25 protein-coding genes are annotated in these 21724 nt (G+C 61.6%); 17 read left to right on the top strand and 8 right to left on the bottom strand.

Going from position 1 to position 21724, the window contains the following annotated elements; genetic code table 11:
• The first annotated feature begins 52 nt into the window (after positions 1–52).
• Both M9924_16800 and M9924_16795 read left to right on the top strand, forming a co-directional pair.
• Positions 53–1675, top strand: a complete 1623-nt coding sequence (locus tag M9924_16800; GenBank protein MCO5066056.1) for an acyl-CoA dehydrogenase family protein — start codon at positions 53–55, stop codon at positions 1673–1675.
• Between the two features lie 157 nt (positions 1676–1832).
• Positions 1833–2171: a DUF6105 family protein gene (locus tag M9924_16795; GenBank protein MCO5066055.1), complete on the top strand. Its 339-nt coding sequence runs from the start codon at positions 1833–1835 to the stop codon at positions 2169–2171.
• Here the strand turns inward: M9924_16795 and ruvX are convergent.
• Positions 2125–2595, bottom strand: coding sequence for a Holliday junction resolvase RuvX (gene ruvX, locus M9924_16790; protein MCO5066054.1), 471 nt, complete (start codon positions 2593–2595; stop codon positions 2125–2127). The genes M9924_16795 and ruvX overlap by 47 nt on opposite strands.
• A gap of 69 nt (positions 2596–2664) precedes the next feature.
• On the opposite strand from ruvX, the gene M9924_16785 reads away from it, so the two are divergent.
• From M9924_16785 to M9924_16760, 6 genes are all read left to right on the top strand, one after another.
• The gene (locus tag M9924_16785) at positions 2665–3369 is read left to right on the top strand and encodes a metal-dependent hydrolase (protein MCO5066053.1); all 705 of its coding nucleotides are present in this window, start codon (positions 2665–2667) and stop codon (positions 3367–3369) included.
• Between the two features lie 75 nt (positions 3370–3444).
• A complete protein-coding gene (gene gatC, locus M9924_16780; protein ID MCO5066052.1) occupies positions 3445–3732 on the top strand; it encodes an Asp-tRNA(Asn)/Glu-tRNA(Gln) amidotransferase subunit GatC in 288 nt (95 codons plus the stop codon).
• A gap of 5 nt (positions 3733–3737) precedes the next feature.
• Positions 3738–4205: a GNAT family N-acetyltransferase gene (locus M9924_16775; protein MCO5066051.1), complete on the top strand. Its 468-nt coding sequence runs from the start codon at positions 3738–3740 to the stop codon at positions 4203–4205.
• Positions 4202–5683 (top strand): Asp-tRNA(Asn)/Glu-tRNA(Gln) amidotransferase subunit GatA, encoded by a 1482-nt coding sequence (gatA, locus tag M9924_16770; protein ID MCO5066050.1) that lies wholly within the window; start codon positions 4202–4204, stop codon positions 5681–5683. The genes M9924_16775 and gatA overlap by 4 nt, the downstream gene beginning before the upstream one ends.
• A 521-nt stretch (positions 5684–6204) precedes the next feature.
• Positions 6205–7605, top strand: a complete 1401-nt coding sequence (locus M9924_16765) for an L-serine ammonia-lyase (GenBank protein ID MCO5066049.1) — start codon at positions 6205–6207, stop codon at positions 7603–7605.
• A 61-nt stretch (positions 7606–7666) separates the two neighbouring features.
• Positions 7667–8104, top strand: coding sequence for a DUF1489 family protein (locus M9924_16760; GenBank protein ID MCO5066048.1), 438 nt, complete (start codon positions 7667–7669; stop codon positions 8102–8104).
• Here the strand turns inward: M9924_16760 and M9924_16755 are convergent, their stop codons facing one another.
• Positions 8105–8371, bottom strand: coding sequence for a hypothetical protein (locus M9924_16755; GenBank protein MCO5066047.1), 267 nt, complete (start codon positions 8369–8371; stop codon positions 8105–8107).
• A gap of 36 nt (positions 8372–8407) precedes the next feature.
• Entirely contained in the window at positions 8408–9703 is a 1296-nt protein-coding gene (locus M9924_16750; protein ID MCO5066046.1) for a D-alanyl-D-alanine carboxypeptidase, read from the bottom strand.
• Positions 9704–9984: 281 nt separating this feature from the next.
• Between M9924_16750 and M9924_16745 the strand changes: the two genes are divergently transcribed.
• From M9924_16745 to clpA, 3 genes are all read left to right on the top strand, one after another.
• Positions 9985–10314 carry a phasin family protein gene (locus M9924_16745; GenBank protein MCO5066045.1) on the top strand — a complete coding sequence of 110 codons (330 nt, stop codon included), beginning with the start codon at positions 9985–9987 and terminating at the stop codon, positions 10312–10314.
• Positions 10315–10552: 238 nt separating this feature from the next.
• Positions 10553–10882 carry an ATP-dependent Clp protease adapter ClpS gene (gene clpS, locus M9924_16740; protein ID MCO5066044.1) on the top strand — a complete coding sequence of 110 codons (330 nt, stop codon included), beginning with the start codon at positions 10553–10555 and terminating at the stop codon, positions 10880–10882.
• A gap of 7 nt (positions 10883–10889) precedes the next feature.
• Complete coding sequence (gene clpA, locus M9924_16735) at positions 10890–13337, top strand: ATP-dependent Clp protease ATP-binding subunit ClpA (protein MCO5066043.1); 2448 nt, start codon at positions 10890–10892, stop codon at positions 13335–13337.
• Positions 13338–13386: 49 nt separating this feature from the next.
• Here the strand turns inward: clpA and M9924_16730 are convergent, their stop codons facing one another.
• Positions 13387–14175 carry an adenylate/guanylate cyclase domain-containing protein gene (locus M9924_16730; protein MCO5066042.1) on the bottom strand — a complete coding sequence of 263 codons (789 nt, stop codon included), beginning with the start codon at positions 14173–14175 and terminating at the stop codon, positions 13387–13389.
• A 166-nt stretch (positions 14176–14341) separates the two neighbouring features.
• On the opposite strand from M9924_16730, the gene M9924_16725 reads away from it, so the two are divergent.
• Both M9924_16725 and M9924_16720 read left to right on the top strand, forming a co-directional pair.
• Positions 14342–15082 (top strand): AzlC family ABC transporter permease, encoded by a 741-nt coding sequence (locus M9924_16725; protein ID MCO5066041.1) that lies wholly within the window; start codon positions 14342–14344, stop codon positions 15080–15082.
• On the top strand, positions 15079–15426 hold the full coding sequence (locus M9924_16720) for an AzlD domain-containing protein (protein MCO5066040.1): 348 nt from the start codon (positions 15079–15081) through the stop codon (positions 15424–15426). Before M9924_16725 ends, M9924_16720 begins: the two co-directional genes overlap by 4 nt.
• Positions 15427–15435: 9 nt before the next feature.
• Here the strand turns inward: M9924_16720 and M9924_16715 are convergent, their stop codons facing one another.
• The gene (locus M9924_16715) at positions 15436–15864 is read right to left on the bottom strand and encodes an HIT family protein (protein MCO5066039.1); all 429 of its coding nucleotides are present in this window, start codon (positions 15862–15864) and stop codon (positions 15436–15438) included.
• Between the two features lie 82 nt (positions 15865–15946).
• Between M9924_16715 and M9924_16710 the strand changes: the two genes are divergently transcribed.
• Positions 15947–16282, top strand: a complete 336-nt coding sequence (locus M9924_16710) for a multidrug efflux SMR transporter (protein MCO5066038.1) — start codon at positions 15947–15949, stop codon at positions 16280–16282.
• On the opposite strand, the gene M9924_16705 is transcribed toward M9924_16710, so the two are convergent.
• The 3 genes from M9924_16705 to M9924_16695 are packed head-to-tail and all read right to left on the bottom strand — an operon-like array spanning position 16283 to position 18728.
• Positions 16283–17488: a GNAT family N-acetyltransferase gene (locus M9924_16705; protein ID MCO5066037.1), complete on the bottom strand. Its 1206-nt coding sequence runs from the start codon at positions 17486–17488 to the stop codon at positions 16283–16285.
• A gap of 40 nt (positions 17489–17528) precedes the next feature.
• The gene (locus tag M9924_16700) at positions 17529–18251 is read right to left on the bottom strand and encodes a glycerophosphodiester phosphodiesterase (protein MCO5066036.1); all 723 of its coding nucleotides are present in this window, start codon (positions 18249–18251) and stop codon (positions 17529–17531) included.
• Between the two features lie 12 nt (positions 18252–18263).
• Positions 18264–18728, bottom strand: coding sequence for a RidA family protein (locus tag M9924_16695; GenBank protein MCO5066035.1), 465 nt, complete (start codon positions 18726–18728; stop codon positions 18264–18266).
• A gap of 139 nt (positions 18729–18867) precedes the next feature.
• Here M9924_16695 and M9924_16690 point away from each other — a divergent pair, with 139 nt between their 5' ends.
• From M9924_16690 to tsf, 3 genes are all read left to right on the top strand, one after another.
• Positions 18868–19683: a cell envelope integrity EipB family protein gene (locus M9924_16690; GenBank protein ID MCO5066034.1), complete on the top strand. Its 816-nt coding sequence runs from the start codon at positions 18868–18870 to the stop codon at positions 19681–19683.
• A gap of 184 nt (positions 19684–19867) precedes the next feature.
• Positions 19868–20656, top strand: a complete 789-nt coding sequence (gene rpsB / locus M9924_16685; protein ID MCO5066033.1) for a 30S ribosomal protein S2 — start codon at positions 19868–19870, stop codon at positions 20654–20656.
• Positions 20657–20786: 130 nt separating this feature from the next.
• On the top strand, positions 20787–21710 hold the full coding sequence (tsf, locus tag M9924_16680) for a translation elongation factor Ts (GenBank protein MCO5066032.1): 924 nt from the start codon (positions 20787–20789) through the stop codon (positions 21708–21710).
• The last annotated feature ends 14 nt before the right edge of the window (positions 21711–21724 follow it).

Genomic DNA, 21724 nt, shown 5'->3' with positions numbered 1-21724 from the left:
GTTCTGATGCAGTGTTTCGTCGTACCGGGTGTGCGCAGATTGGAGACAGCGTGTGACGCATGAAGTGACCAACCAGACACCGCCGATGAGTGGAGGCAGCGCCTGGCGCAACGACCCTTTGCTGGTCCAGATCGCGGAAGACTACCCGGAAGAAATTCGCAAGGACTTCGACGCCATCGGAAGGTTTGTGCTGTCCACGGATGCGCAGGAGCTAGCACGTCTCGCCAATGTCGAAACGCCACGGCTGAAAACGCATGACCGACAGGGCAGGCGCATCGACCTGGTCGAATTTCACCCCGCCTACCACGCGCTCATGCGGCGCTCGATCGCCAACGGCCTGCACAGTTCCATCTGGGAAAATGCCCAGGCCGAGACCAACCGCCGGCACCAGGTGCGGGCCATCCGCTACTTCCTGACGGCGCAGCTCGAATGCGGCCATCTGTGCCCGGTCACGATGACCAGCGCCTCCCTTGCCGCACTGATGTCGAGCACCAAGCTTTTTCGGGAGTGGGCACCGCGCATCACCAGCCGCAAATATGACTCGACGCAGAAGCCGCCGGTCGAAAAGACCGGGCTGACGCTCGGCATGGGCATGACGGAGAAACAGGGCGGCACGGATGTGCGGTCAAACAGCTCGCATGCCGAGCGCGCGGGCGGTGCGGTGTACCGGCTGACGGGCCACAAATGGTTCATGTCCGCGCCGATGTCGGACGCGTTCCTGATGCTGGCGCAGACGACCGAAGGGCTTTCATGCTTCCTCGTGCCGCGCATTCTCGGTGACGGCAGCATGAACGGGCTGCGGTTCCAGCGGCTCAAGGACAAGCTCGGCAATCGCTCCAATGCCTCGGCGGAGGTGGAATATTCAGGCGCGCTGGGCGAACTGGTCGGCGATCCGGGCGCGGGCATCAAGACGATCATGGACATGGTGACGCTGACCCGTCTCGATTGCGCGCTGGCGTCCGCTGCCCTGATGCGCGCAGCCGTCGCGGAGGCCGTTCACCACGCGCGGCATCGGCAGACTTTCGGCAAGACGCTGATCGACCAGCCGCTGATGCTCCGCGTGCTGGCCGACATGGCGCTCGACGTGGCGGCGGCGACGGCGCTGTCCATGCGCCTTGCGCGGTCGTTCGATCTCGCCGCGCAGAACAGGACGGAAGCCTCGTTCGCGCGCATCATGACGCCCGTCGTCAAGTACTGGGTGTGCAAGACCGCGCCGTCGCTGGTCTATGAGGCGATGGAATGCCTTGGCGGCAACGGCTACATCGAGGAAGGTCCGCTTGCACGCTATTATCGCGAGGCTCCCGTCAATGCGATCTGGGAAGGTTCGGGCAATGTGATGACGCTCGATCTGCTGCGCGTCATGGCGCGCGCGCCGGCAATCCTGGACGAGGTGCTGGGCGACATCGAAGCCAGTCTCGGCAAGGAGGCCGAGGGCACATCCGTGGTGCTTCGCGCCGCGCGCGACGTCGCGGCATCGGACGAGGGGTCGGCCCGCATTTTCGCGGAGCAGCTTGCCCTGTCCGCCGCCGGAGCCGAATTGCGGCGGCTCGGGGCAGGCCGCATTGCCGACGCCTTTGTCGCCACGCGGCTTGGCGGCCAATGGAGGTCCACCTACGGCATGCTCGGCCCTCGCCATGATCCCGCGCTGATCGTGGATTCGCTTTTCCCCGCCTGACGAGGTCATCCACAGGCTTGACGGAAATTAACCTTAACAATTGGTTTCCGTTGCGGGCTGCGCGGTTCGCCTTCAAAGTTTGGGAAGGCGGGCAAGCGATGTCGATTATTCCAATAATTGCGGTTCAATTTCGAAGCGGCTCCAGGGGCGGGTCCGCATGAAATATGTGTTCTTTGCCTGGGCGATCCCCATGGGCGCCTTCTGGGGCTGGTACTTCGTTTCGTACAACAGCCTGTTCGGCGACTACTTCATGCTTTCGCGTTCCGGCAACGAGCTGGTGTTCAACATTTACGGCCAGATCCTGGGCATGGACCCCGCCGTCATTCCGTGGATGGTGGGCAAGGCGTGCATTCTTGACACGCTGTTGATCGCCGCGATCTGGGCATTCCGCCGACGCCGCGAAATCGGCGCATGGTGGCGGGCGCGCAGAGAACGGCTGGCTGACGCGCCTATCGCTGTGCAGAGCGCAGCCGATCCAGCACACCCTGGAGGATGAAGGCGGCGGCGGCGGAATCGATCCGTTGGTCCCGTTTCCTGCGCGAAACATCCATCTCGATCAGACTTCGCTCGGCCGCGACGGTCGACAGACGCTCGTCCCAATAGGCAAAAGGAAGTTCGGTCAGGCGGTCCATATTGCGCACGAATGCGCGGGTCGCCTGCGCGCGCGGCCCTTCCGTTCCGTCCATGTTGAGCGGCAGACCAATCACCGCCGCCGCGACATTTTCCGCCTTCAGCGCTGCGATCAGCGTATCGGCGTCGCGCGTGAATTTCTTCCGCAGTATGACCGGCCTTGGATGCGCGAAGGAGAGGCCGCGGTCGGATATGGCCAGCCCGATGGTCTTTTCGCCGAGGTCGAGGCCGGCCAGCACCTTGCCGGAAAGCAGGAGCGGCGGAAGATCGTCGATGTTGACAACGGCCATGGCGCTTTCCTTTTGACTCCGACGTTCCCGCTTCTATCCTGCCGGCACGTTTGAACCAAGGAGCATGAAATGAAGATCACCTGGTATGGGCAGTCGGCCTTTCGCGTCGAGGCTGCGGGAAAGGCGATATTGATCGATCCGTTCCTTGAAAATCCGCTCTGGTCGGGCGGCTGGGAGAAACCGGCGGAAGGCATAACCCATGTGCTGTTGACCCATGGCCACAACGATCATGTCGGCAATACGCTCGATATTCTGAAGAAGACCGGCGCCCAACTGGTCGCCAATTTCGAGATCTGCATGTTCCTTGTCGGGCAGGGCGCTGATTCTTCGCGGATCAATCCGGGTAACACCGGCGGCACGGTGGATTGCGGCGGGTTCACGACGACCTTCGTCCAGGCGCTGCACTCGTCATCCTTCAGCACCGGCGACGGCTCGAACACCTATCTGGGAAATCCTCTCGGCCTCGTGCTCCATTTCCCCGAAGACAAGACGCTGTACCATATGGGCGATACTGATATTTTCGGCGACATGGCGCTCATCAACGAACTGCACGAGCCCGCCATCGGCATCGTTCCCATCGGCGACCGCTTCACCATGGGAGGTGCGGTGGCCGCACTGGCCTGCCGACGCTATTTCAACTTCGAGACGGTCATACCCTGTCACTATTTGACCTTTCCGATGCTGGACCAGACACCGGACAAGTTTGTCGAGGGGCTGGACGGGACCGGCACGAAGGTTCTGGTGCCGAAAATCGGAGAAGCTTTCTCTCTCTAGACAGCGCAATATTGCGCTGCGGCGGCAGCCTCGCTATAGCCCGCACGGCCCTTGGCCGGCATTTGGAGTTTCTTCATGTCAGTGGATATCGCAACCGTAAAGCGCGTCGCGCGTCTTGCCCGCATCGCCGTGAGCGAGGAGGACGCCGAACGCATGACCGGCGAACTGAACACGATCCTCGGATTTGTGGAACAGCTCAACGAGGTGGATGTCAGCGGCGTAGAGCCGATGACTTCTGTGACGCCGATGGCCATGAAGAAGCGGCAGGATGTGGTGACCGATGGCAACAAGGCCGCCGACATCGTCGCGAATGCGCCTGCCACCGAGGAGAATTTCTTCCTCGTTCCGAAGGTTGTCGAGTAGGGCCGATGACCGTCACCATTGCCGCCGAAACGCCTTTGCAGGACGATGTGCGCCGCATGGTCGCGGAGTTGAACGACTATCTGATTCCGCTCACGCCGCGCGAGTTCCAGTTCCAGCTTACGGTCGAGCAGATGGCCGAGCCGGGCGTCACGGTGTTCGTGGCGCGAGACGAAGAAGGCCAGCCGCTCGGAATGGGTTCGCTCAAGGACCACGGTGATGGTCTGGGCGAGGTGAAGCGCATGTACACCTTTCCACAGGTGCGCGGCGCGCGGATCGGCGCACGGCTGCTCGAACACATCGAAGAGGCGGCGCGCGGCAAATCCATTGGCAGGCTGGTGCTGGAAACGGGCGAGGCGCCGGGCTTCGAGCCGGCCTGGCGCGTCTATGAGCGCGGCGGCTTTTCGGTTTGCGGCGCCGTTCTCGACTATCCGGACTCCGGCTTTTCCCGATTTTACGAAAAGATACTTGCATGACCGACCTGACGAGATTCACGATTTCCGAGGCGCGCGAAAAGCTGAAGGCGCGCGAATTCAGCGCGCTTGAGTTAACCGACGCCTATCTGGCCGCAATCGACGCGGCCAACGGCGCGCTCAACGCCTATGTCGCGGTGACGCATGACAGGGCGCGTGACATGGCGAAGGTGTCGGACGCGCGCCTTGCCAAGGGCGAGGGCGGGGCTCTGGAAGGCATTCCGCTCGGCATCAAGGACCTGTTCGCGACGGAAGGTGTGCACACGCAGGCGTGCAGCCATGTGCTCGATGGCTTCAAACCGCGCTATGATTCCACCGTCACCGCGAATCTGTGGGCTGACGGCGCGGTGATGCTCGGCAAGCTCAACATGGACGAGTTCGCCATGGGTTCGTCCAACGAAACCTCCTATTACGGCCCGGTGGTCAATCCGTGGCGCGCTTCGGGCAGCAATGCGCAGCTCGTTCCGGGCGGCTCGTCGGGCGGCTCGGCGGCGGCGGTGTCTGCCTTCCTGTGCGCGGCGGCGACCGCGACGGATACGGGCGGCTCGATCCGCCAGCCCGCGGCGCTGACCGGCACGGTCGGCATCAAGCCGACCTATGGGCGCGTTTCCCGCTGGGGGGTCGTCGCCTTCGCGTCCTCGCTCGACCAGGCGGGGCCGATTGCGCGCGACGTTCGCGATGCCGCGATCATGCTCCGCTCGATGGCGTCGGTCGATGACAAGGACACCACGTCCGTGGACCGTCCGGTGCCGGACTACGAGGCCGCGCTCGGCAAGTCTGTGAAGGGCATGAAGGTCGGCATTCCGAGGGAATACCGGATGGACGGCATGCCGCAGGAGATCGAGGCGCTTTGGCAAAAGGGCATCGCATGGCTGCGCGAAGCGGGCGCGGAGATCGTCGACATCTCCCTGCCTCACACGAAATATGCGCTGCCGGCCTATTATATCGTCGCGCCTGCCGAGGCGTCGTCGAACCTCGCGCGCTATGACGGCGTGCGCTTTGGCCTGCGCGTTCCGGGCCGGGACATCATTGAGATGTACGAGAACACGCGCGCCGCAGGTTTTGGCCGTGAGGTCAAGCGCCGCATCATGATCGGCACCTATGTGCTCTCTGCGGGCTATTATGACGCCTACTATCTCCAGGCCCAGAAAGTGCGGACGCTCATCAAGCGCGATTTCGAGACCGTGTTCGCTGATGGCGTGGACGTGATTCTGACGCCTGCCACTCCGTCGGCGGCCTTCGGCGTTGCGGATCAGGACATGAACAGCGATCCCGTCAAAATGTATCTCAACGACGTGTTCACGGTGACGGTCAACATGGCGGGCCTGCCGGGCATTGCCGTGCCTGCCGGTGTCGATGGCCGCGGCCTGCCGCTGGGACTCCAGTTGATCGGTCGGCCATTTGACGAGGAAACCCTGTTCCAGGCCGCGTATGTGGTGGAGCAGGCTGCCGGCCGCTTCCAGCCTCAAAAGTGGTGGTAGGCGCCACGCGACAAAGCTTCAATTGTTTATCCGGCTGCACTCGGGAGACGGGTGCGCCGCCATACTTTCGCCCAATGCGCTTACGAAGCGTAAACTGCAATATATAGACATAACATGTTGATTCGGAAGATATTTGCGAAGTTGTAGCAGGCAATTTCCTCAGATGCCCGTCACGAATATGCCTTATTTCGGGCTTGTCACGCCGCATTTTTCGTTTTATGTGCAGTGCAAAATCTGCCCCGTTAACGCTCCGTCAACCAAGTGACCGCTGCCCGCAAAATGGATCAAGAAAACAGCCAATCCTGTTGGGGTTTGACCGCGAAGTGCCTTGTCGTCATTGCCGCCTTGCTGCTGCTGACATGGCTGGTCGGCGGAGGCGCCCACACGGGCGCAGTGCTGGCCACTGCGGGCTGAGAGGCAGGCCCGCACGTCGCGGGCGCGCCAGCGTTCGTCGGCGGTTGAAATGGATTTGTCTGTGAGGACGCGCTAGATCAGCATGGCAATTGCCATGAGGATGCGACTTGTTTCTCTCGGTTTTCGATCTTTATAAAATCGGTATTGGTCCATCGAGTTCCCACACGATGGGACCGATGACTGCGGGTGCGCGATTCCTCGATGAAATATTGAACGGAGAATGGCCGCGTCCGCGCGGTGTCGAGATCGCCTCGCTTGGCGCGAGCCTGCACGGCTCGCTGGCCTTCACAGGCATCGGGCACGGAACCGACCGCGCCGTGGTGCTTGGATTGGCAGGACTGACGCCGACGACTGTGGACCCCGACACGGCGGACGAGATCATCGAGCGCATCTCGCGCGAAAAGCGCGTCACGCCGCAGGGACATCCGACCTATCGATTCGATCCGGCCAAGGACCTCGTCCTGGACAAGAAAACGCCGCTGCCGGGCCATGCCAACGGCATGCAGTTCTACGCCTACGATGCCGACGAGCGGCTGTTGCTCAAGCGGGTCTATTACTCGATTGGCGGAGGGTTCGTCGTTTCAGACGAGGAATTGCAGCGCATGAAAGCACGAGGGCCGGAAAAGCCATCCCGCAAGGTGCCGTATCCCTTTGCATCTGCGAAGGAGATGCTCTCCATGGCGGCGAAGAGCGGCCTTTCAATTGCCGAAATGAAACGCGCCAACGAGGAGGTATTCGTGACGCGTGACGAACTGGATGAGGGGCTCGACGCCATCTGGTTGGCGATGAAGGGGTGCATCGAACGCGGCCTGACAAAGGATGGCATCATGCCGGGCGGGCTGAAGGTTCGCCGCCGTGCGCGCCAGCTCCACGACAAGCTCCAGGACGACTGGCAGCGCAACAGGCCGAATCCGCTGCTCGCCAATGATTGGCTTTCGATCTACGCGATGGCGGTGAATGAGGAGAACGCCGCGGGTGGGCGCGTCGTCACGGCGCCCACGAACGGCGCGGCGGGTGTCGTTCCGTCGGTGCTGCGCTACTGGCTGCATTTCCACCCCGAGGCGGACCAGTCGAGCATTCGCGATTTCCTGCTTGCCTCGGCCGCAATCGGCGGGATCATCAAGACCAATGCTTCGATTTCGGGCGCGGAGGTCGGGTGCCAGGGAGAGGTGGGGTCTGCTTCGGCAATGGCCGCCGCCGGCTTGTGCGCGGTGATGGGTGGCACGCCGGAGCAGGTGGAAAACGCTGCCGAGATCGCGCTGGAGCACCATCTCGGCATGACCTGCGATCCCGTCGGCGGACTGGTGCAGGTGCCGTGCATCGAGCGCAATGCGCTGGGCGCGGTCAAGGCGGTGACGGCCGCCTCGCTTGCCATCAAGGGTGACGGAACGCATTTCGTGCCACTGGATGCGGCGATTGAGACGATGCGCCAGACGGGGCTCGACATGAGTGAAAAGTACAAGGAAACAAGTCAGGGTGGACTGGCGGTCAACGTTGTCGAATGTTGAACGTCCTGTGGAGAACAGCGCTTTCTGTTGACCTCGGCGGCGCGCGGGCTACGGTCTGGCCATGTCACTCAATCTCATAAAGCTTTGCGTCGGCTGCGACAGCGTCGAGGACCTTGAGGAATGGATCGCGTTCCGGCTCGATGAGCGCCGCCGTGCCGGTGAACCTGCGGAGCAATGGCACACCACGCGCATGGTGCCGAGCCGGATTCAGGAACTTGTGGGCGAGGGTTCGCTCTATTGGGTCATCAAGGGCAATGTCCAGTGCAGGCAGCAACTGCTCGACATCCGCCCGTTTGTCGATGGCGAGGGCATTTCGCGCTGCCATCTGGTGCTGGAGCCGAAGGTGCACAGGACTGTCTGGCAACCGCGCCGCGCCTTCCAGGGATGGCGTTACCTCAAGCCGGAAGATGCTCCCGCCGACCTCGGCAAGCGCGAGCGCGCGGTCATGGAAATGCCGCCCAAGCTGCGGCAGGAACTCGCCGAACTCGGCCTTTTGTAATCAGTGGAAGTTGATGCGGACCGCAAGCCGCCCTTCCGGCGAGCGGACCCTGAGCCGCACGAAGGCGCGAGGTTGGCTGTTGCGCCATGTACGCGCGCCGTGGCTGAGAAGCAGGCTCACCAGATCTCGCGTCTTGAACCGGGGCGCGCCGCGCCTTGCGTCTGCGAGGCGGCTGGCGGCATGGTAGAGCGCCTGCACGCCGGGATCGTCTGAACGCGACAGCGACATTGCGGCCGTGTCACGCTGGATATCAAACTCGGAACTCATACCCCGTCTCCTCGAACGCCTTACTCGTACGCTTACTCAATCCTGCTGCGTGGCATAGCAGGGGATCTTCTTGCGCTTCAGCGCCCCACACGCTTTCGAAGCGTCAACCTGCGATTCAAAACCGCCGAATCGCGCGCGATAATAGGTCGTGCCGTCCTTCACGAAGGGCACCGTGTAGGACGATGCATCCGCAAGGACGGTCGCGGCGCTGCGCGTCCGGGAAAGGATGGATTGCGCTTCCTTCGCACTTGGCGACGAAGCGACCTGAATGACCCACCGGCCTGCCTCGGTTGCGGAAGCGGCGCCCGGCTCGGTGTCGCCTTCGGCCTCAGGCTCTTCGGCATAGGCCTGCGCGCTGATTTCGCTTGCAGCAGGTTCGGAGTCCTCGATCATCGCGGCAAGCTGGTCGCCGCCGTTCGTGTTTGACAGGTCGGGCCGGGCGTTCGGGGTCGGGATGTCCGTCTTGGGCAGCATCATGGCGGCCAGCGCGCGCGAAGGCTTGTCATTGCTGCGGGCAACAAGCGCACCGCCGCCGCGATTGGTTGCCTTCGGCATGTAGGATGCGATCAGTTGTGTCATCTGCTTGTCGCGGGACGGGCCCGACTGGCCTCCCATGACGACCGCAACGATGCGGCGATTGCCGTCCGTAACCGAGGAGACCAGATTGAAACCGGAAGCGCGGGTATAGCCGGTCTTGATGCCGTCCACGCCGCGAACGCGCCCGAGCAGCTTGTTGTGGTTGGCTATGCGCTGGCGTCCATAGGTGAAGGACCGCACCGAGAAATACGAATAATACTGCGGAAAATGTTCGCGCAGCGCGATGCCCAGCGTGGCCATGTCACGTGCCGTGGTGAACTGGCCGCTGTCGGGCAGGCCGTTCGGATTGCGGAAAACGGTGCTGCGCATGCCAAGCGAACGCGCCTTTTGGGTCATCATGATCGCAAAGCGCTGCTGAGAGCCGCCGAGCGTTTCGGCAAGCGCCATGGCCGCATCATTGGCGGACCGGGTAATCAGGGCATAGATTGCCTGCTCGACCGTGATCGAGTTGCCGGCCTTCACGCCGAGTTTTGTCGGAGGCTGCGCCGCCGCCTGGGCGGAAAAGGCCACCGGGCTGTTCTTGCGAATCTTTCCGGAATTCAGCGCTTCGAAGGTGAGGTAGAGCGTCATCATCTTCGTGAGCGACGCAGGGTAGCGACGTGAATCGGCGTTCGCGGAGTAGAGGACCTTGCCGGACCTCGCGTCGACGACGATAGCTGCGTATTTCGAAGACGCGGCTGCGGCCGACCCTGATGTTGCCAGAAGCGAGGTTGCGACCAACGCCGCGAAAACCACAAATGCGACCGGCGTCCGCCAACTCAAACCAGAATACACGCTACCAACCCTATGATTGTTACGATTGCAAAACTCGATACGGCAAAGGGTCCGTGACCGAGTGAGCGTTCAGGTTAGGGCGTCGGCGTTACCAATCCGTTTATGGTAAGCGGCGCGTTCATAAATTGGGCCGCAGTTGAAGCGCATTCGGTTCAAATTCTCGCGAGGCACGGACCTTGACATTTTTTGTGCAGTGCACAATATTTATCGCATTGCACAATGGAAATGCGAAAGGTTGCGTTATGAGCAAGAATTTTGAGGACCTCAATGCATTCGCCAAAGACACGCTGGACAACGGCTTGAAGGCGTTTGCGGCTTTCTCCAAGGGCGCGCAGGCCATCGCCGTCGAAACGGGCGAGTACACGAAAAAGACTCTGGAAGATGGTGCGTCGGCTTTCCAGGGGATGCTTTCGGCGAAATCGTTCGAAAAGGCCGTCGAAATCCAGACGTCCTATGCGAAGACTTCCTATGAGGCGCTCGTCGCGGAGGCCACCAAGCTCAGCGGCCTTTATGCCGATCTCGCCAAGGACGCTTACAAGCCGTTCGAGGGCGCGCTCGCCAAGGTAAAATAAAGATCCCGGGCAGGGCATCGCGTGAAAGACCCGACCGTTCACCGACGGTCGGGTCTTTCGCATTTTCACATTGCTAATAATTCAATCGGAATAGGCTTGTTGCATATTGAGTGTAATGGCGAAGCCCTTACAATCGGTCTATGGTGACCTACATGACGGTTCGGGCGAGGATTCGGCGAAAGGGAATGTCGGGGTGAAAACCGGCGAGACTGGCATAAAAAGCAGCTATACGATTCGTATGCAGGATGATGAGCGGCGCAGCGGCGGTTCCGGGCGCGGCACCGCGGTGATCACCCGAACCAAGACGCGCACCCGCAAGCCCAGCCTGTATCGTGTGCTGATCCTGAACGACGACTATACCCCCATGGAGTTTGTGATCGTGGTGCTCGAGCGGTTCTTTCAGAAAGACCGCGAGACAGCCACGCGCATTATGCTTCATGTTCACAATCATGGTGTGGGCGAGTGTGGCGTCTACACTTTCGAGGTGGCCGAAACCAAAGTGGCGCAAGTCATGGATTTCGCCCGCCAGAACCAGCATCCGCTTCAATGCGTGATGGAAAAGAAGTGAGGTTCTAATGCCCGCATTCTCCCAGGGGCTTGAAAAGGCGCTTCATCAGGCGCTGACGATCGCCAATGAACGCCATCACGAATACGCGACGCTGGAGCATCTGTTGCTTGCGCTCATCGACGATCCGGACGCGGCCGCCGTCATGCGTGCCTGCAATGTCGATCTCGAAGAACTGCGCCAGACGGTCCTGAACTACATCGAAACCGAGCTGGACAATCTCGTCACCGGATATGACGAGGACTCCAAGCCGACCGCCGGTTTCCAGCGCGTGATCCAGCGCGCGGTCATTCATGTGCAGTCCTCGGGTCGGGAAGAAGTGTCGGGCGCCAACGTGCTCGTTGCCATCTTCGCCGAGCGCGAGAGCCATGCCGCCTATTTCCTCCAGGAACAGCAGATGACCCGCTACGACGCGGTGAACTACATCTCGCACGGCATCGCCAAGCGCCCCGGCTCGTCCGAGCGCCGCACCCCGCGCGGTGCGGAGGAGGAGCAGCCGGAACAGAGCAATGAGGAAGAGACCAGCAAGGGCAAGAAGCAGCAGGACGCGCTGACGGCCTATTGCGTCAACCTCAACCAGAAGGCCCGTTCCGGGAAGATCGATCCGCTGATCGGACGGGCGTCGGAAATCAACCGGACGATTCAGGTTCTGTGCCGGCGCTCGAAGAACAATCCGCTTTATGTCGGCGATCCCGGCGTGGGCAAGACCGCGATTGCCGAAGGTCTGGCCAAGCGCATCGTCGAGGGCGATGTCCCGGAAGTTCTGAGGAACGCCACGATCTTCGCGCTCGACATGGGAACGCTGCTTGCCGGGACACGCTATCGCGGCGATTTCGAGGAAAGGCTCAAGCAGGTCGTCAAGGAGCTTGAGGAATATCCGGGCGCGGTGCTCTTCATCGATGAAATCCACACGGTGATCGGCGCGGGCGCCACATCGGGCGGTGCGATGGATGCGTCGAACCTGCTCAAGCCGGCGCTTTCGTCCGGCGCGATCCGCTGCATCGGCTCGACCACCTACAAGGAGTTCCGCCAGTTCTTCGAGAAGGATCGCGCGCTTGTGCGCCGGTTCCAGAAGATCGATGTCAACGAGCCGTCAATCGAGGACGCAATCGAGATCATGAAGGGGCTGAAGCCCTATTTCGAGGAGTTCCACAAGGTCAAGTACACGAGCGAGGCGATCAAGGGATCGGTCGAATTGTCGGCCCGCTATATCAGCGACCGCAAGCTGCCCGACAAGGCCATCGACGTGATCGACGAGACCGGCGCGTCCCAGATGCTGCTGCCCGAAGGCAAGCGCAAGAAGACCATCGGCATCAAGGAGATCGAGGCGACCATCGCTACGATGGCCCGCATTCCGCCGAAGACGGTTTCCGCGGACGACGAGCAGGTGCTAGCTGGTCTGGAAACGGAGCTGCGCCGCGTGGTCTATGGTCAGGATACCGCGATCACCGCGCTGGCCTCGTCCATCAAGCTCGCCCGCGCCGGATTGCGCGAGCCGGAAAAGCCGATCGGCTGCTATCTTTTCTCCGGTCCGACGGGCGTCGGCAAGACGGAGGTTGCCAAGCAGTTGGCTGCCTCGCTGGGTGTCGAGCTACTGCGCTTCGACATGTCCGAGTACATGGAGCGGCACACGGTCTCGCGGCTCATCGGTGCGCCTCCCGGCTATGTCGGGTTCGACCAGGGCGGCCTGTTGACCGACGGCGTCGATCAGCATCCGCACTGCGTGCTGTTGCTTGACGAGGTGGAGAAAGCACATCCGGACCTGTTCAACATTCTGTTGCAGGTCATGGATCACGGCAAGCTGACCGATCACAACGGCAAGTCGATCGACTTCCGCAATGTGATTCTCATCATGACGACCAATGCGGGCGCGTCGGATCTTGCGAAGGCGGCCATCGGCTTCGGGTCGTCGAAGCGTGAAGGCGACGACATGGACGCGATCAACCGCCTGTTCTCGCCGGAGTTCCGCAACCGTCTGGATGCGATCATCCCGTTCGGGTCCTTGCCCGTTCCTGTCGTGCATCAGGTTGTGCAGAAGTTCGTCATGCAACTCGAAGCCCAGCTTTCGGAGCGCGGCGTCACTTTCGATCTGTCTCAGGAGGCAATCGAATGGCTGGCCGACAAGGGCTATGACGAGCGCATGGGCGCGCGGCCTCTGGCCCGGGTCATTCAGGAGCACATCAAGAAGCCGCTTGCGGAAGAGGTGCTCTTCGGAAAGCTCAAGAAGGGCGGCACTGTTCGCGTCACGGTCGAGAAGAAGGAAACCGGCGAGACGGGCCTCAAGCTCGAAAGCATCGCGGACGAGATTCCGGTCAAGCCGAAGAAGGAAGAGGTGGAGCAGGCGCCACGAAAGAAGGCCGTTCGCAAGCCTGCCGCAAAGAAGGCAGCTTCGCCAAAGGCCAAGGACAGCGGCGGCAAGAAGCGCAGCCTCGTTCCGCAGCTTCCGCGCAAATCCTGAAGTATCGTTCAACTCATGCGAAAGCCGCCGGTCAAAGCCGGCGGCTTTTTTATTTTCGGCAACGCAGAAATCGAACCACTGCTAGCGCCAATATGGGTACCGCCGGGTAAATGACCCAGAGCTCCCTAATCCCGGCAAACAGATTGATGCAGAGCAAAAGCCCGACCGCTGCCGCAGGCAGAAGCAGGCTCGACCGGCACCGGATCAACCCGGCACGCCCGCTGTGGGCAGACGCATTGACGGTGTGTGAAGCGACGCGGGCATCCGTCAATCGCACTCGATACCCCGCTACCGGCGCTTCCCGTCCTTTGACCTGACGCGATCCGGCAAAATCGAACGCGAGGGGCAGTTGCTTGTGCGTCAGTGCGTAGACCGTGTCCGAAACCATGATGCCGCCGGGTTGAGCAAGCGATTCGAGGCGGGCCGCTGCGTTCACTCCCTCGCCGTAGATGTCGTTGCCGTCCTCGATCACGTCGCCGAGATTGATGCCGATGCGAAAATGCATCCGCCGCTGAGGCGAGAGGTCGGCGTTCTCCGCGCCGATGGCAGTCTGAATCTCGACGGCGCAACGCACAGCCTCTACCACCGATGCGAACTCTGCGATGATCGCATCGCCCCAGGTATTCACCATGCGCCCCTCATGGTGTGAGAAGCATTCGCCCATGATCGACCTGTAGCGGCGCAGCCGTTCCAGCGTGCCGGTTTCGTCGACCTGCATCTGACCTGCATAGCCGCATGCATCCGCGCAAAGTACGGTGGTCAACCTGCGCTTCACCGCAGGCAGTTCCGAAGACATGCCGATGTGCGCAACGGAACTGTGGGTGCGTATCGCGTGCATCGCAATTCTTGCTCCTGATTTCGGGATGTTCGTTTGAGGACCGGCCTCAAATCTGAAAAGGAACAATACGGGAACATATGACCGCCCGCAAGGAATTTGATCCTATTGCGAGGGCATGGGCACAACCATACTGACTCATGCTTGGCAGCATGGTATGCGGCCCAAAATGACCTTGCCGCTCCAGCATGAATCGGAACACAGCCGCCCCCATTGGTATTCGCGGGGAGCACGGGCGGCGTTCTCGATTCCAGGCTTGATACTCTCCAGCGCCTTTGTTGGTTTTGCGGGTTTGGCCAAAGCCGCCGGGCTGACGCTGATGCAAAGCGTGTTCATGGTCGGTGTGGTGTGGGCGCTGCCCGCCAAGGTCGTGCTGATAGGAGCGATCCTGTCCGGCGCATCGCTTCCGGCGGCTGCGTTCGCGGTCGCGTTGTCTTCGATCCGGCTAATGCCGATGGTTGTGGCGCTGGTGCCGGAAATGCGCAGCGAGCGCACACCGCGCTGGGTGCTCTATCTGCTTTCCCATTTCGTGGCGGTGACGTCATGGGTGCTGGCGATGGAGCAGTTGCGCAACGTGCCGCGGGAAATGCGCACCAGCTACTATGCCGGTCTGGGCAGCACACTGGTCATCGCCAACATGGTGCTGGTCGGTGTCGTCTATGTTCTGGCCGGCGCCTTGCCGCCCATTGTCATGGCGGCGCTGCTGCTGCTCACCCCGATCTATTTCCTCACTTCCTTGTGGGGGTCGGCGCGCGAAAAGGCGACTTATGTCGCAATGATCCTCGGCATGGTCATCGGGCCGCTCGCGCATATCGCCTTTCCGGGCTTTGACCTGCTGATCGCGGGCTTGATCGGTGGAACGCTCGCATTTGCCTGGCACAAGGCAAGGGTCGGGAAACGCGCCGCATGACCTTTCATTCAATAGATCATTGGTGGTGGCAGTATCTTTTCATCCTCGTTGGGGGATGGCTCGCCACCGACACGTGGCGCTTTCTGGGCGTGTATTTCGGCGGGCGGGTTGCCGAGAATTCCGACAGCATCGTTTTTGTACGCTGCGTCGCAACTGCGCTCGTTGCGGCAGTCATTGGCAATCTGGTCGTTTTTCCGAGCGGAGAACTGGCGAACACGTCGGTTGTCCTGCGCGTCGGGGCCATGCTAGCGGGATTTGCCGCATATCTGCTGATCCGGCGCAGCATCGTCGTGGGCATCGCCGTTGCGGAGGCGGTCCTCATCGCCGGAATGCTGTTGCCGTGACCGGCCCTGTCAGCCGAGCGCGGCCCGGAGTTTTTCGGCGTTAGCCGCAAGCACGGCGTGATCCTCCATCGGTCCGCCGGGCGGCTTGAGCGCCACGCCCTCGAAGCGGGGGATGACGTGGAAGTGGAGGTGGAATACGATCTGCCCGCCAGCGCTCTCGTTGAACTGCTGGACGGTGACGCCGTCGGCGTCGAACGCCTTCATGCTGGCCCGGGCGAGCTTTTGCGCGCTTTTCGCGACGGCGGCCAGGCTGTCAGGCTCGATGTCGAGAATGTTGCGGGCAGGGCGCTTCGGAATCACGAGGCAATGACCGGGACCGCGCGGCATGATATCCATGAACGCAAATGTCTCTTCGTCTTCGTAAATCTTGTGCGCTGGCATCTCGCCCCGCAGAATCTTGGCGAAAACATTGCCGGAATCATATTCTTTCGCAGTCATCTCAACCTCGGCATGCAATTTCCCGACACCACTCATTTGCTGCCGAAGCGCCCGCGTCAACCGTCCTGAAAGCGAAAATAACATGAACCCGACCTATATGTGGCTCATCGTTGCCATTGGTCTTGAGGTGATCGGCACCTCGGCGCTCAAGGAGACACAGGGCTTCACCCGCCTTTGGCCGTCGATTCTTACGCTGGTGACATACGGTTTCGCCTTCTATTTCCTTTCGCTGACGCTGAGAACTCTGCCCATGGGAGTGGTCTATGCTGTCTGGTCGGGCGCGGGCATCGTGTGCATCGCCACGATAGGCTGGGTGGTGTTCCGGCAGGCGCTCGACATGCCGGCCTTGATCGGGATTGCGCTCATCATCGCGGGCGTCGCGATCATCAACCTGTTCTCGAAATCCGTCGCGCATTGACTACGGCGTTTCCTGCCTGAACGGGCTGTGCTCGCTGTAATAGGAGGAGGAGGCCTCGGCGTCGCGCCGTTCGCGCGCCAGATAGTCGGCAATGGCGCGGCGCAGGCCCGGATGCTCGATATAGTGGGCGGAGCGTGTCGCCACGGGCAGGTAGCCGCGTGAAAGCTTGTGCTCGCCTTGAGCGCCCGCTTCCACGACATCGAGCTTGCGCGCGATCGCAAAGTCGATGGCCTGATGGTAGCAGACCTCGAAATGCAGGAAGGGGTGATCCTCGATGCAGCCCCAATTGCGGCCAAACAGGCGGTCCGATCCGATGAAATTGATCGCGCCTGCGATGTATCGACCGCCGCGCCGCGCCATCACGAGAAGCACATCCTCCGGCATTCTTTCGCCGATCAGCGCGAAGAAGCGCCTGTTCAGATAGGGGCGGCCCCATTTTCGCCCGCCAGTATCCATGTAAAACCGGAAGAAGCTGTCCCATGCTTCTTCGGTGATGTCCTTGCCGGTCAGCCATTCGATGGTGATTCCGGCTGACAGCGCCTCCCGCCTTTCCTTTTTCAGCGCCTTGCGCTTGCGCGAAGCGAGGTCCGACAGAAAGTCGTCATAGCTGTCGTAGCCGCGATTGAAAAAATGGAACTGGTGATCGATGCGCTCCAGAAATCCGGTCTGGACGAGTGCGTCCATATCCGCATCCTGCGCAAAGGTGACATGCGCGGAGGAGACGCCGAACTGGCCGGTTGCGTTTCTGAGCGCGGCGGCAAGCATGCGCTTGATGGCGGGCCTGTCGGCGTCGCGCCGCGCGAGCAGCCTTGGCCCGGTAGCGGGCGTGAACGGAACGGAGGCTTGGAGCTTCGGATAGTAGCTGCCGCCCGCCCGCTCCAGCGCATCGGCCCAACCGTGATCGAACACATATTCGCCCTGGCTGTGCGACTTGGCATAAGCGACGACCGCGCCCTGTAACGAACCGTCAGCCGCTTCGAGCCTCAAATGGCAGCCTTGCCATCCTGTCTTTGACACCGCGCAGCCGGACTCTTCCAACGCGGTCAGAAAATCATATGAAATGAAGGGATTATAAGCGTTTGCCGAATCATCGCGCGAGGTAGCTTCGAGGCGTTCCCACTCCTCCCGCGTAAAGGCGCCGATGCTTGCGGCGACCCGAACCGTGTGGTTCACGTCGTCTTGCTTGCCGGGAGCCGCGTCGTCCATGCGTTAATAGGTGGCACCCGGATGCGGCGCTGACAAGGTGTCAGGCCGCCGCAATGTCGGGATCGAACCCTTCGAAGGTGATCTGCCCGCGATGCTGCTGGCTGAGGCGCAGCGCTGCCTCGTCGCGAACCGTCCAGGTGACCAGCGGCATGTCGAGCCGCGACTGAATATAGCTGACGAACGGGTTCGGCAGATGCGCCAGGCAATAGGACACGAAGTCGATGCCGTGGCCGAGCATCGAGAAATGCGCCTCGAAATCCTTGTTGTCGGTGCCGAGCGCGGTCAGTCCCGCCGGGATCTCGGGCAGTTTCGAAAACTGCCTGACCAGCCAGTGATCGAAGGACATGATGGCGACCTTGCCCTGATAGCTTGCCAGAAGGCGACCGACCGCTTCCACGAGACCGTCGTCGTAGCCGGGGATGCCCTTCAACTCGATGATGAGCGGAACCTTGCCGTCGACCGCATCGAGGACCTCCGACAGCCGGGGTGGATGGTCCCTGGTGCCGCCGATCCGCAAGGCCGCGAGTTCTGCGGCGCTGCGCTGCCAGATGAAGCCGTCCGTGCCGGTCAGCCGTCCAAGCGTGTTGTCGTGGAAAACCACCACCTCTTTGTCCGAGGTCAGATGCACGTCGCATTCGATCGCAAAGCCCTTCTTCCGCGCCCGCTTGAATGCGGTCAGCGTGTTTTCCCAGGCCGCGTGGTTCAGGTCGTGCAGCCCGCGATGCGCAATGGGGCGCTCGGTCAGCCAGGCAAGATCGGTCATGGACATGTCGGCCTATGCGATTTCGACGATGGCTTCGATTTCAACGGATGCGTTGAGGGGCAGCGAGGCCACGCCGACCGCGGAGCGGGCGTGCTTGCCCTTTTCGCCCAGCACATCGGCCAGGAAATCCGACGCGCCATTGGCGACGAGATGCTGTTCGGTGAAGCCCGGATCGGAAGCGACGAACACGGTGATCTTTACCAGCTTGCCGATGCGTTCGAGGCTGCCGAGGGCCGACTTGACCTGCGCCAGAATGTTGACCGCGCAATATTTGGCGGCTTCTTTGCCCGCCGCGACATCGACATCACGCCCGAGCAGGCCGCTCACAGCAAGCTTGCCGTCCTTCAGCGGAAGCTGCCCGGCGGTCAGCAGGAGATTGCCTGACTGCATGAAGGGCACATAATTTGCCGCCGGCGCGGCGGCTGCCGGAAGCGTGACGCCAAGCTCGGCAAGGCGCTTTTCGGTTTTGTCGGTCATGCTGCTCCTGTCCGGTTGTCATTCTGTGCGGTCGGAGCGGAAACTGCTCTTTTTGCCTCGCTTACGCCACGACTTTTTTTACGCTATGCGTGAACATTCACAGACTCGCGACGATTGCGGGTCTCTTGCCGGAGAAATCATGCGCCAAGCGTTTGCCTGCCTGCTTCTTGCCGCTTCCGTCGCGCCGGTCGCCGCTGCGCCTCAACTCGCGCCCCACCGCGCCGTCTATGACCTCGCGCTCGACAAAGCAACCGAAAGGTCCGGCATCACCGGGCTGACGGGCCGCATGGTCTATGAGTTCAACGGTTCGCCTTGCGAAGGCTATACGGTCAACTTCCGCTTCGTGACGCGCATCGACACGCGCGAGGTCAGCCGCATGACCGACCAGCAGACGACGACATTCGAGGACGCGGAAGGCAAGACGTTCAGTTTTGTCACCAAATCCTATGTGGATCGCAGCCTCGACAAGGAATTGCGCGGCACCGCTACCAAGGACTCCACCGGGCTGCATGTCGAGATCGACAAGCCGGAGAAGGAATCGCTGGAGCTGATGGCCACCCAGTTTCCCACCCAGCACCTGCTGGAGCTTCTGGACAAGGCTGCCAAGGGCGAAACCTTCTTTGAGACGAACCTTTTCGACGGATCGGATGACGGCGACAAGGTGATGACCACGACCGTGGTGGTTGGCAGGGAAGCCGCTCCCGATGTCGGCGACCCCGAGGTGAAGGCGGATTCCGCGCTTCTGTCCAAGGAGAAATTCTGGCCGGTCGACATCGCCTATTTCAACCTCGAAGGGCAGGGCGGCGAGGAACTGCCGGAGTATCGCATCTCCTTCAAGCTTCACCCGAACGGCATGACGCGCGACCTCGTCATGGACTATGGCGACTTTTCCATGAAGGGAAAACTGGTCGATCTGGCGCTGTTGCCGCAGTCCGGTTCCTGCGCCGCGAAATAGGCGCGCTTGCATTTCCGGCGCGATGCCTCTATATGCCGCGCCATTCCACACACGGGCTTTGGGTGTCCGACCGGGAGAAATCCGGCGGAAACCTCCGGTGGCGGCAAGGCTTCACCTGCGGAATCGCAGGCTGAACCAAAACCGTCAGATGTCCGTGGAGGCCAACCGGAAAGGAAAACAACGCATGGCTCTGCCAGATTTCTCCATGCGCCAGCTTCTGGAAGCTGGCGTTCACTTCGGCCACCAGACGCATCGCTGGAACCCGAAGATGGCGCCCTACATCTACGGCGCCCGCAACAACATCCACATCATCGACCTGTCGCAGACGGTTCCGCTGCTTCACAACGCGTTGAAGCAGGTTTCGGACGTCGTGGCGCGCGGTGGCCGCGTGCTCTTCGTCGGCACCAAGCGCCAGGCTTCGGACATCGTTGCCGACGCGGCGCAGCGCAGCGCGCAGTACTATGTCAACGCGCGTTGGCTGGGCGGCATGCTGACCAACTGGAAAACGATCTCCAATTCGATCCAGCGCCTGCGCAAGCTGGACGAAATCATCGCGGGCGGCGACGCTTCGGGCTTCACCAAGAAGGAGCGCCTGAATCTCGATCGCGAGCGCGAGAAGCTGAACAAGGCGCTGGGCGGCATCAAGGAAATGGGCTCCACGCCCGACCTGATGTTCGTGATCGACACCAATAAGGAAGCGATCGCCATCCAGGAAGCCAAGCGTCTCGGCATTCCGGTCGTGGCGGTCATCGACAGCAATTGCGATCCGGACCAGATCGATTTCCCGATCCCGGGCAATGACGACGCGGCCCGCGCGATCCAGCTTTATTGCGACCTCATCGCGAAGGCCGCGGTTGACGGCATCGCACGTCAGCAGGGCGGCCTCGGCATCGATGTCGGCGCTTCGGCCGAGGCTCCTGTGGAGCCCGCGCTTGAAGAAGCGCCCGCCGAGGACAACAAGCCGGAGGCGTAAGCCGCCGCGTCTGCGGGGGTGGGTTCATTCGCCCTCGGCTTTCATCAATTTGACGCCTGACGGCGTTACGTGCGGCGCATCATCGGTTTCCGGTGGTGCGCTCGCGCATTCAAGACACGAAGAGGCAAAGATGAGCATTTCTGCTGCACAGGTTAAGGAACTGCGCGAGTTGACCGGCGCGGGCATGATGGATTGCAAGGCGGCGCTTGCCGAAACCAATGGCGACATCGACGCGGCAGTGGATTGGCTTCGCAAGAAGGGCATCGCCAAGGCCGACAAGAAGGCCGGGCGCACCGCTGCCGAGGGCCTGATCGGCATCGATTCCGGCCTGCGCGAGGCAGTGGTCGTGGAAGTGAATTCCGAGACGGATTTCGTCGCGCGCAACGACGCGTTCCAGGACCTCGTCCGCAGCGTGGCAAAGGTCGCGCTGGCGCATGGCGGCGACACGGCGAAAACGGCGGCGGCGAATTATCCGCATTCCGACAAGTCCGTGACCGAGACCATCAAAGATGCCGTCGGCACCATCGGCGAAAACATGCATTTCCGCCGTGCCGCGCGCCTTGGCGTCGAGCATGGCGATGTCGCGACCTATGTGCACAACGCCGTCACCGACAATCTTGGCAAGATTGGCGTGCTGGTCGCTGTCGAGACGACGGGCGATGCGGCTGCGGCGAAGGCTTTCGGTCGCCAGGTCGCGATGCATGTCGCCGCCACCAACCCGCTGTCGCTCGACGTCGATGCGCTGGACCCCGCCGCCATCGAGCGCGAGAAGGCTATCTTCTCAGAGCAGGCGCGCGCGTCCGGCAAACCGGAAAACATCATCGAAAAGATGGTCGAAGGCCGTCTGCGCAAGTTCTATGAGGAGGTCGTGCTGCTCAAGCAGTCCTTCGTCATGAATCCCGACCTGACCGTCGAGGCCGCACTCAAGGCCGCCGAGAAGGAAATCGGCGCCCCGGCGAAGATCACCGGCTTCGTCCGCTTCGCGCTGGGTGAGGGGATCGAAAAGGAAGAGAGCGATTTCGCCGCCGAGGTCGCAGCAGCGGTCAAGAAGTAAAGCAACCGGCATTT

Source organism: Rhizobiaceae bacterium, from assembly GCA_023953835.1.
Taxonomy (GTDB): domain Bacteria; phylum Pseudomonadota; class Alphaproteobacteria; order Rhizobiales; family Rhizobiaceae; genus Mesorhizobium_G.
The sequence above is the reverse complement of the archived record's forward strand: the minus strand, read 5'-3'. Positions and strand labels throughout refer to the sequence as shown.

Bases quoted from the DNA above. Each gene is read 5' to 3' on its own strand.
- M9924_16700 (MCO5066036.1), bottom strand. From the start codon at position 18,251: ATGACCGATCTTGCCTGGCTGACCGAGCGCCCCATTGCGCATCGCGGG.
- M9924_16730 (MCO5066042.1), bottom strand. From the start codon at position 14,175: ATGCACGCGATACGCACCCACAGTTCCGTTGCGCACATCGGCATGTCT.
- M9924_16720 (MCO5066040.1), top strand. From the start codon at position 15,079: ATGACCTTTCATTCAATAGATCATTGGTGGTGGCAGTATCTTTTCATC.
- ruvX (MCO5066054.1), bottom strand. From the start codon at position 2,595: ATGGCCGTTGTCAACATCGACGATCTTCCGCCGCTCCTGCTTTCCGGC.
- gatA (MCO5066050.1), top strand. From the start codon at position 4,202: ATGACCGACCTGACGAGATTCACGATTTCCGAGGCGCGCGAAAAGCTG.
- rpsB (MCO5066033.1), top strand. From the start codon at position 19,868: ATGGCTCTGCCAGATTTCTCCATGCGCCAGCTTCTGGAAGCTGGCGTT.
- M9924_16755 (MCO5066047.1), bottom strand. From the start codon at position 8,371: ATGAGTTCCGAGTTTGATATCCAGCGTGACACGGCCGCAATGTCGCTG.
- M9924_16715 (MCO5066039.1), bottom strand. From the start codon at position 15,864: ATGACTGCGAAAGAATATGATTCCGGCAATGTTTTCGCCAAGATTCTG.
- M9924_16710 (MCO5066038.1), top strand. From the start codon at position 15,947: ATGAACCCGACCTATATGTGGCTCATCGTTGCCATTGGTCTTGAGGTG.
- M9924_16690 (MCO5066034.1), top strand. From the start codon at position 18,868: ATGCGCCAAGCGTTTGCCTGCCTGCTTCTTGCCGCTTCCGTCGCGCCG.
- M9924_16725 (MCO5066041.1), top strand. From the start codon at position 14,342: ATGACCTTGCCGCTCCAGCATGAATCGGAACACAGCCGCCCCCATTGG.
- M9924_16775 (MCO5066051.1), top strand. From the start codon at position 3,738: ATGACCGTCACCATTGCCGCCGAAACGCCTTTGCAGGACGATGTGCGC.
- M9924_16785 (MCO5066053.1), top strand. From the start codon at position 2,665: ATGAAGATCACCTGGTATGGGCAGTCGGCCTTTCGCGTCGAGGCTGCG.
- M9924_16695 (MCO5066035.1), bottom strand. From the start codon at position 18,728: ATGACCGACAAAACCGAAAAGCGCCTTGCCGAGCTTGGCGTCACGCTT.
- tsf (MCO5066032.1), top strand. From the start codon at position 20,787: ATGAGCATTTCTGCTGCACAGGTTAAGGAACTGCGCGAGTTGACCGGC.
- clpA (MCO5066043.1), top strand. From the start codon at position 10,890: ATGCCCGCATTCTCCCAGGGGCTTGAAAAGGCGCTTCATCAGGCGCTG.
- gatC (MCO5066052.1), top strand. From the start codon at position 3,445: ATGTCAGTGGATATCGCAACCGTAAAGCGCGTCGCGCGTCTTGCCCGC.
- M9924_16705 (MCO5066037.1), bottom strand. From the start codon at position 17,488: ATGGACGACGCGGCTCCCGGCAAGCAAGACGACGTGAACCACACGGTT.
- M9924_16795 (MCO5066055.1), top strand. From the start codon at position 1,833: ATGAAATATGTGTTCTTTGCCTGGGCGATCCCCATGGGCGCCTTCTGG.
- M9924_16745 (MCO5066045.1), top strand. From the start codon at position 9,985: ATGAGCAAGAATTTTGAGGACCTCAATGCATTCGCCAAAGACACGCTG.
- M9924_16760 (MCO5066048.1), top strand. From the start codon at position 7,667: ATGTCACTCAATCTCATAAAGCTTTGCGTCGGCTGCGACAGCGTCGAG.
- clpS (MCO5066044.1), top strand. From the start codon at position 10,553: ATGCAGGATGATGAGCGGCGCAGCGGCGGTTCCGGGCGCGGCACCGCG.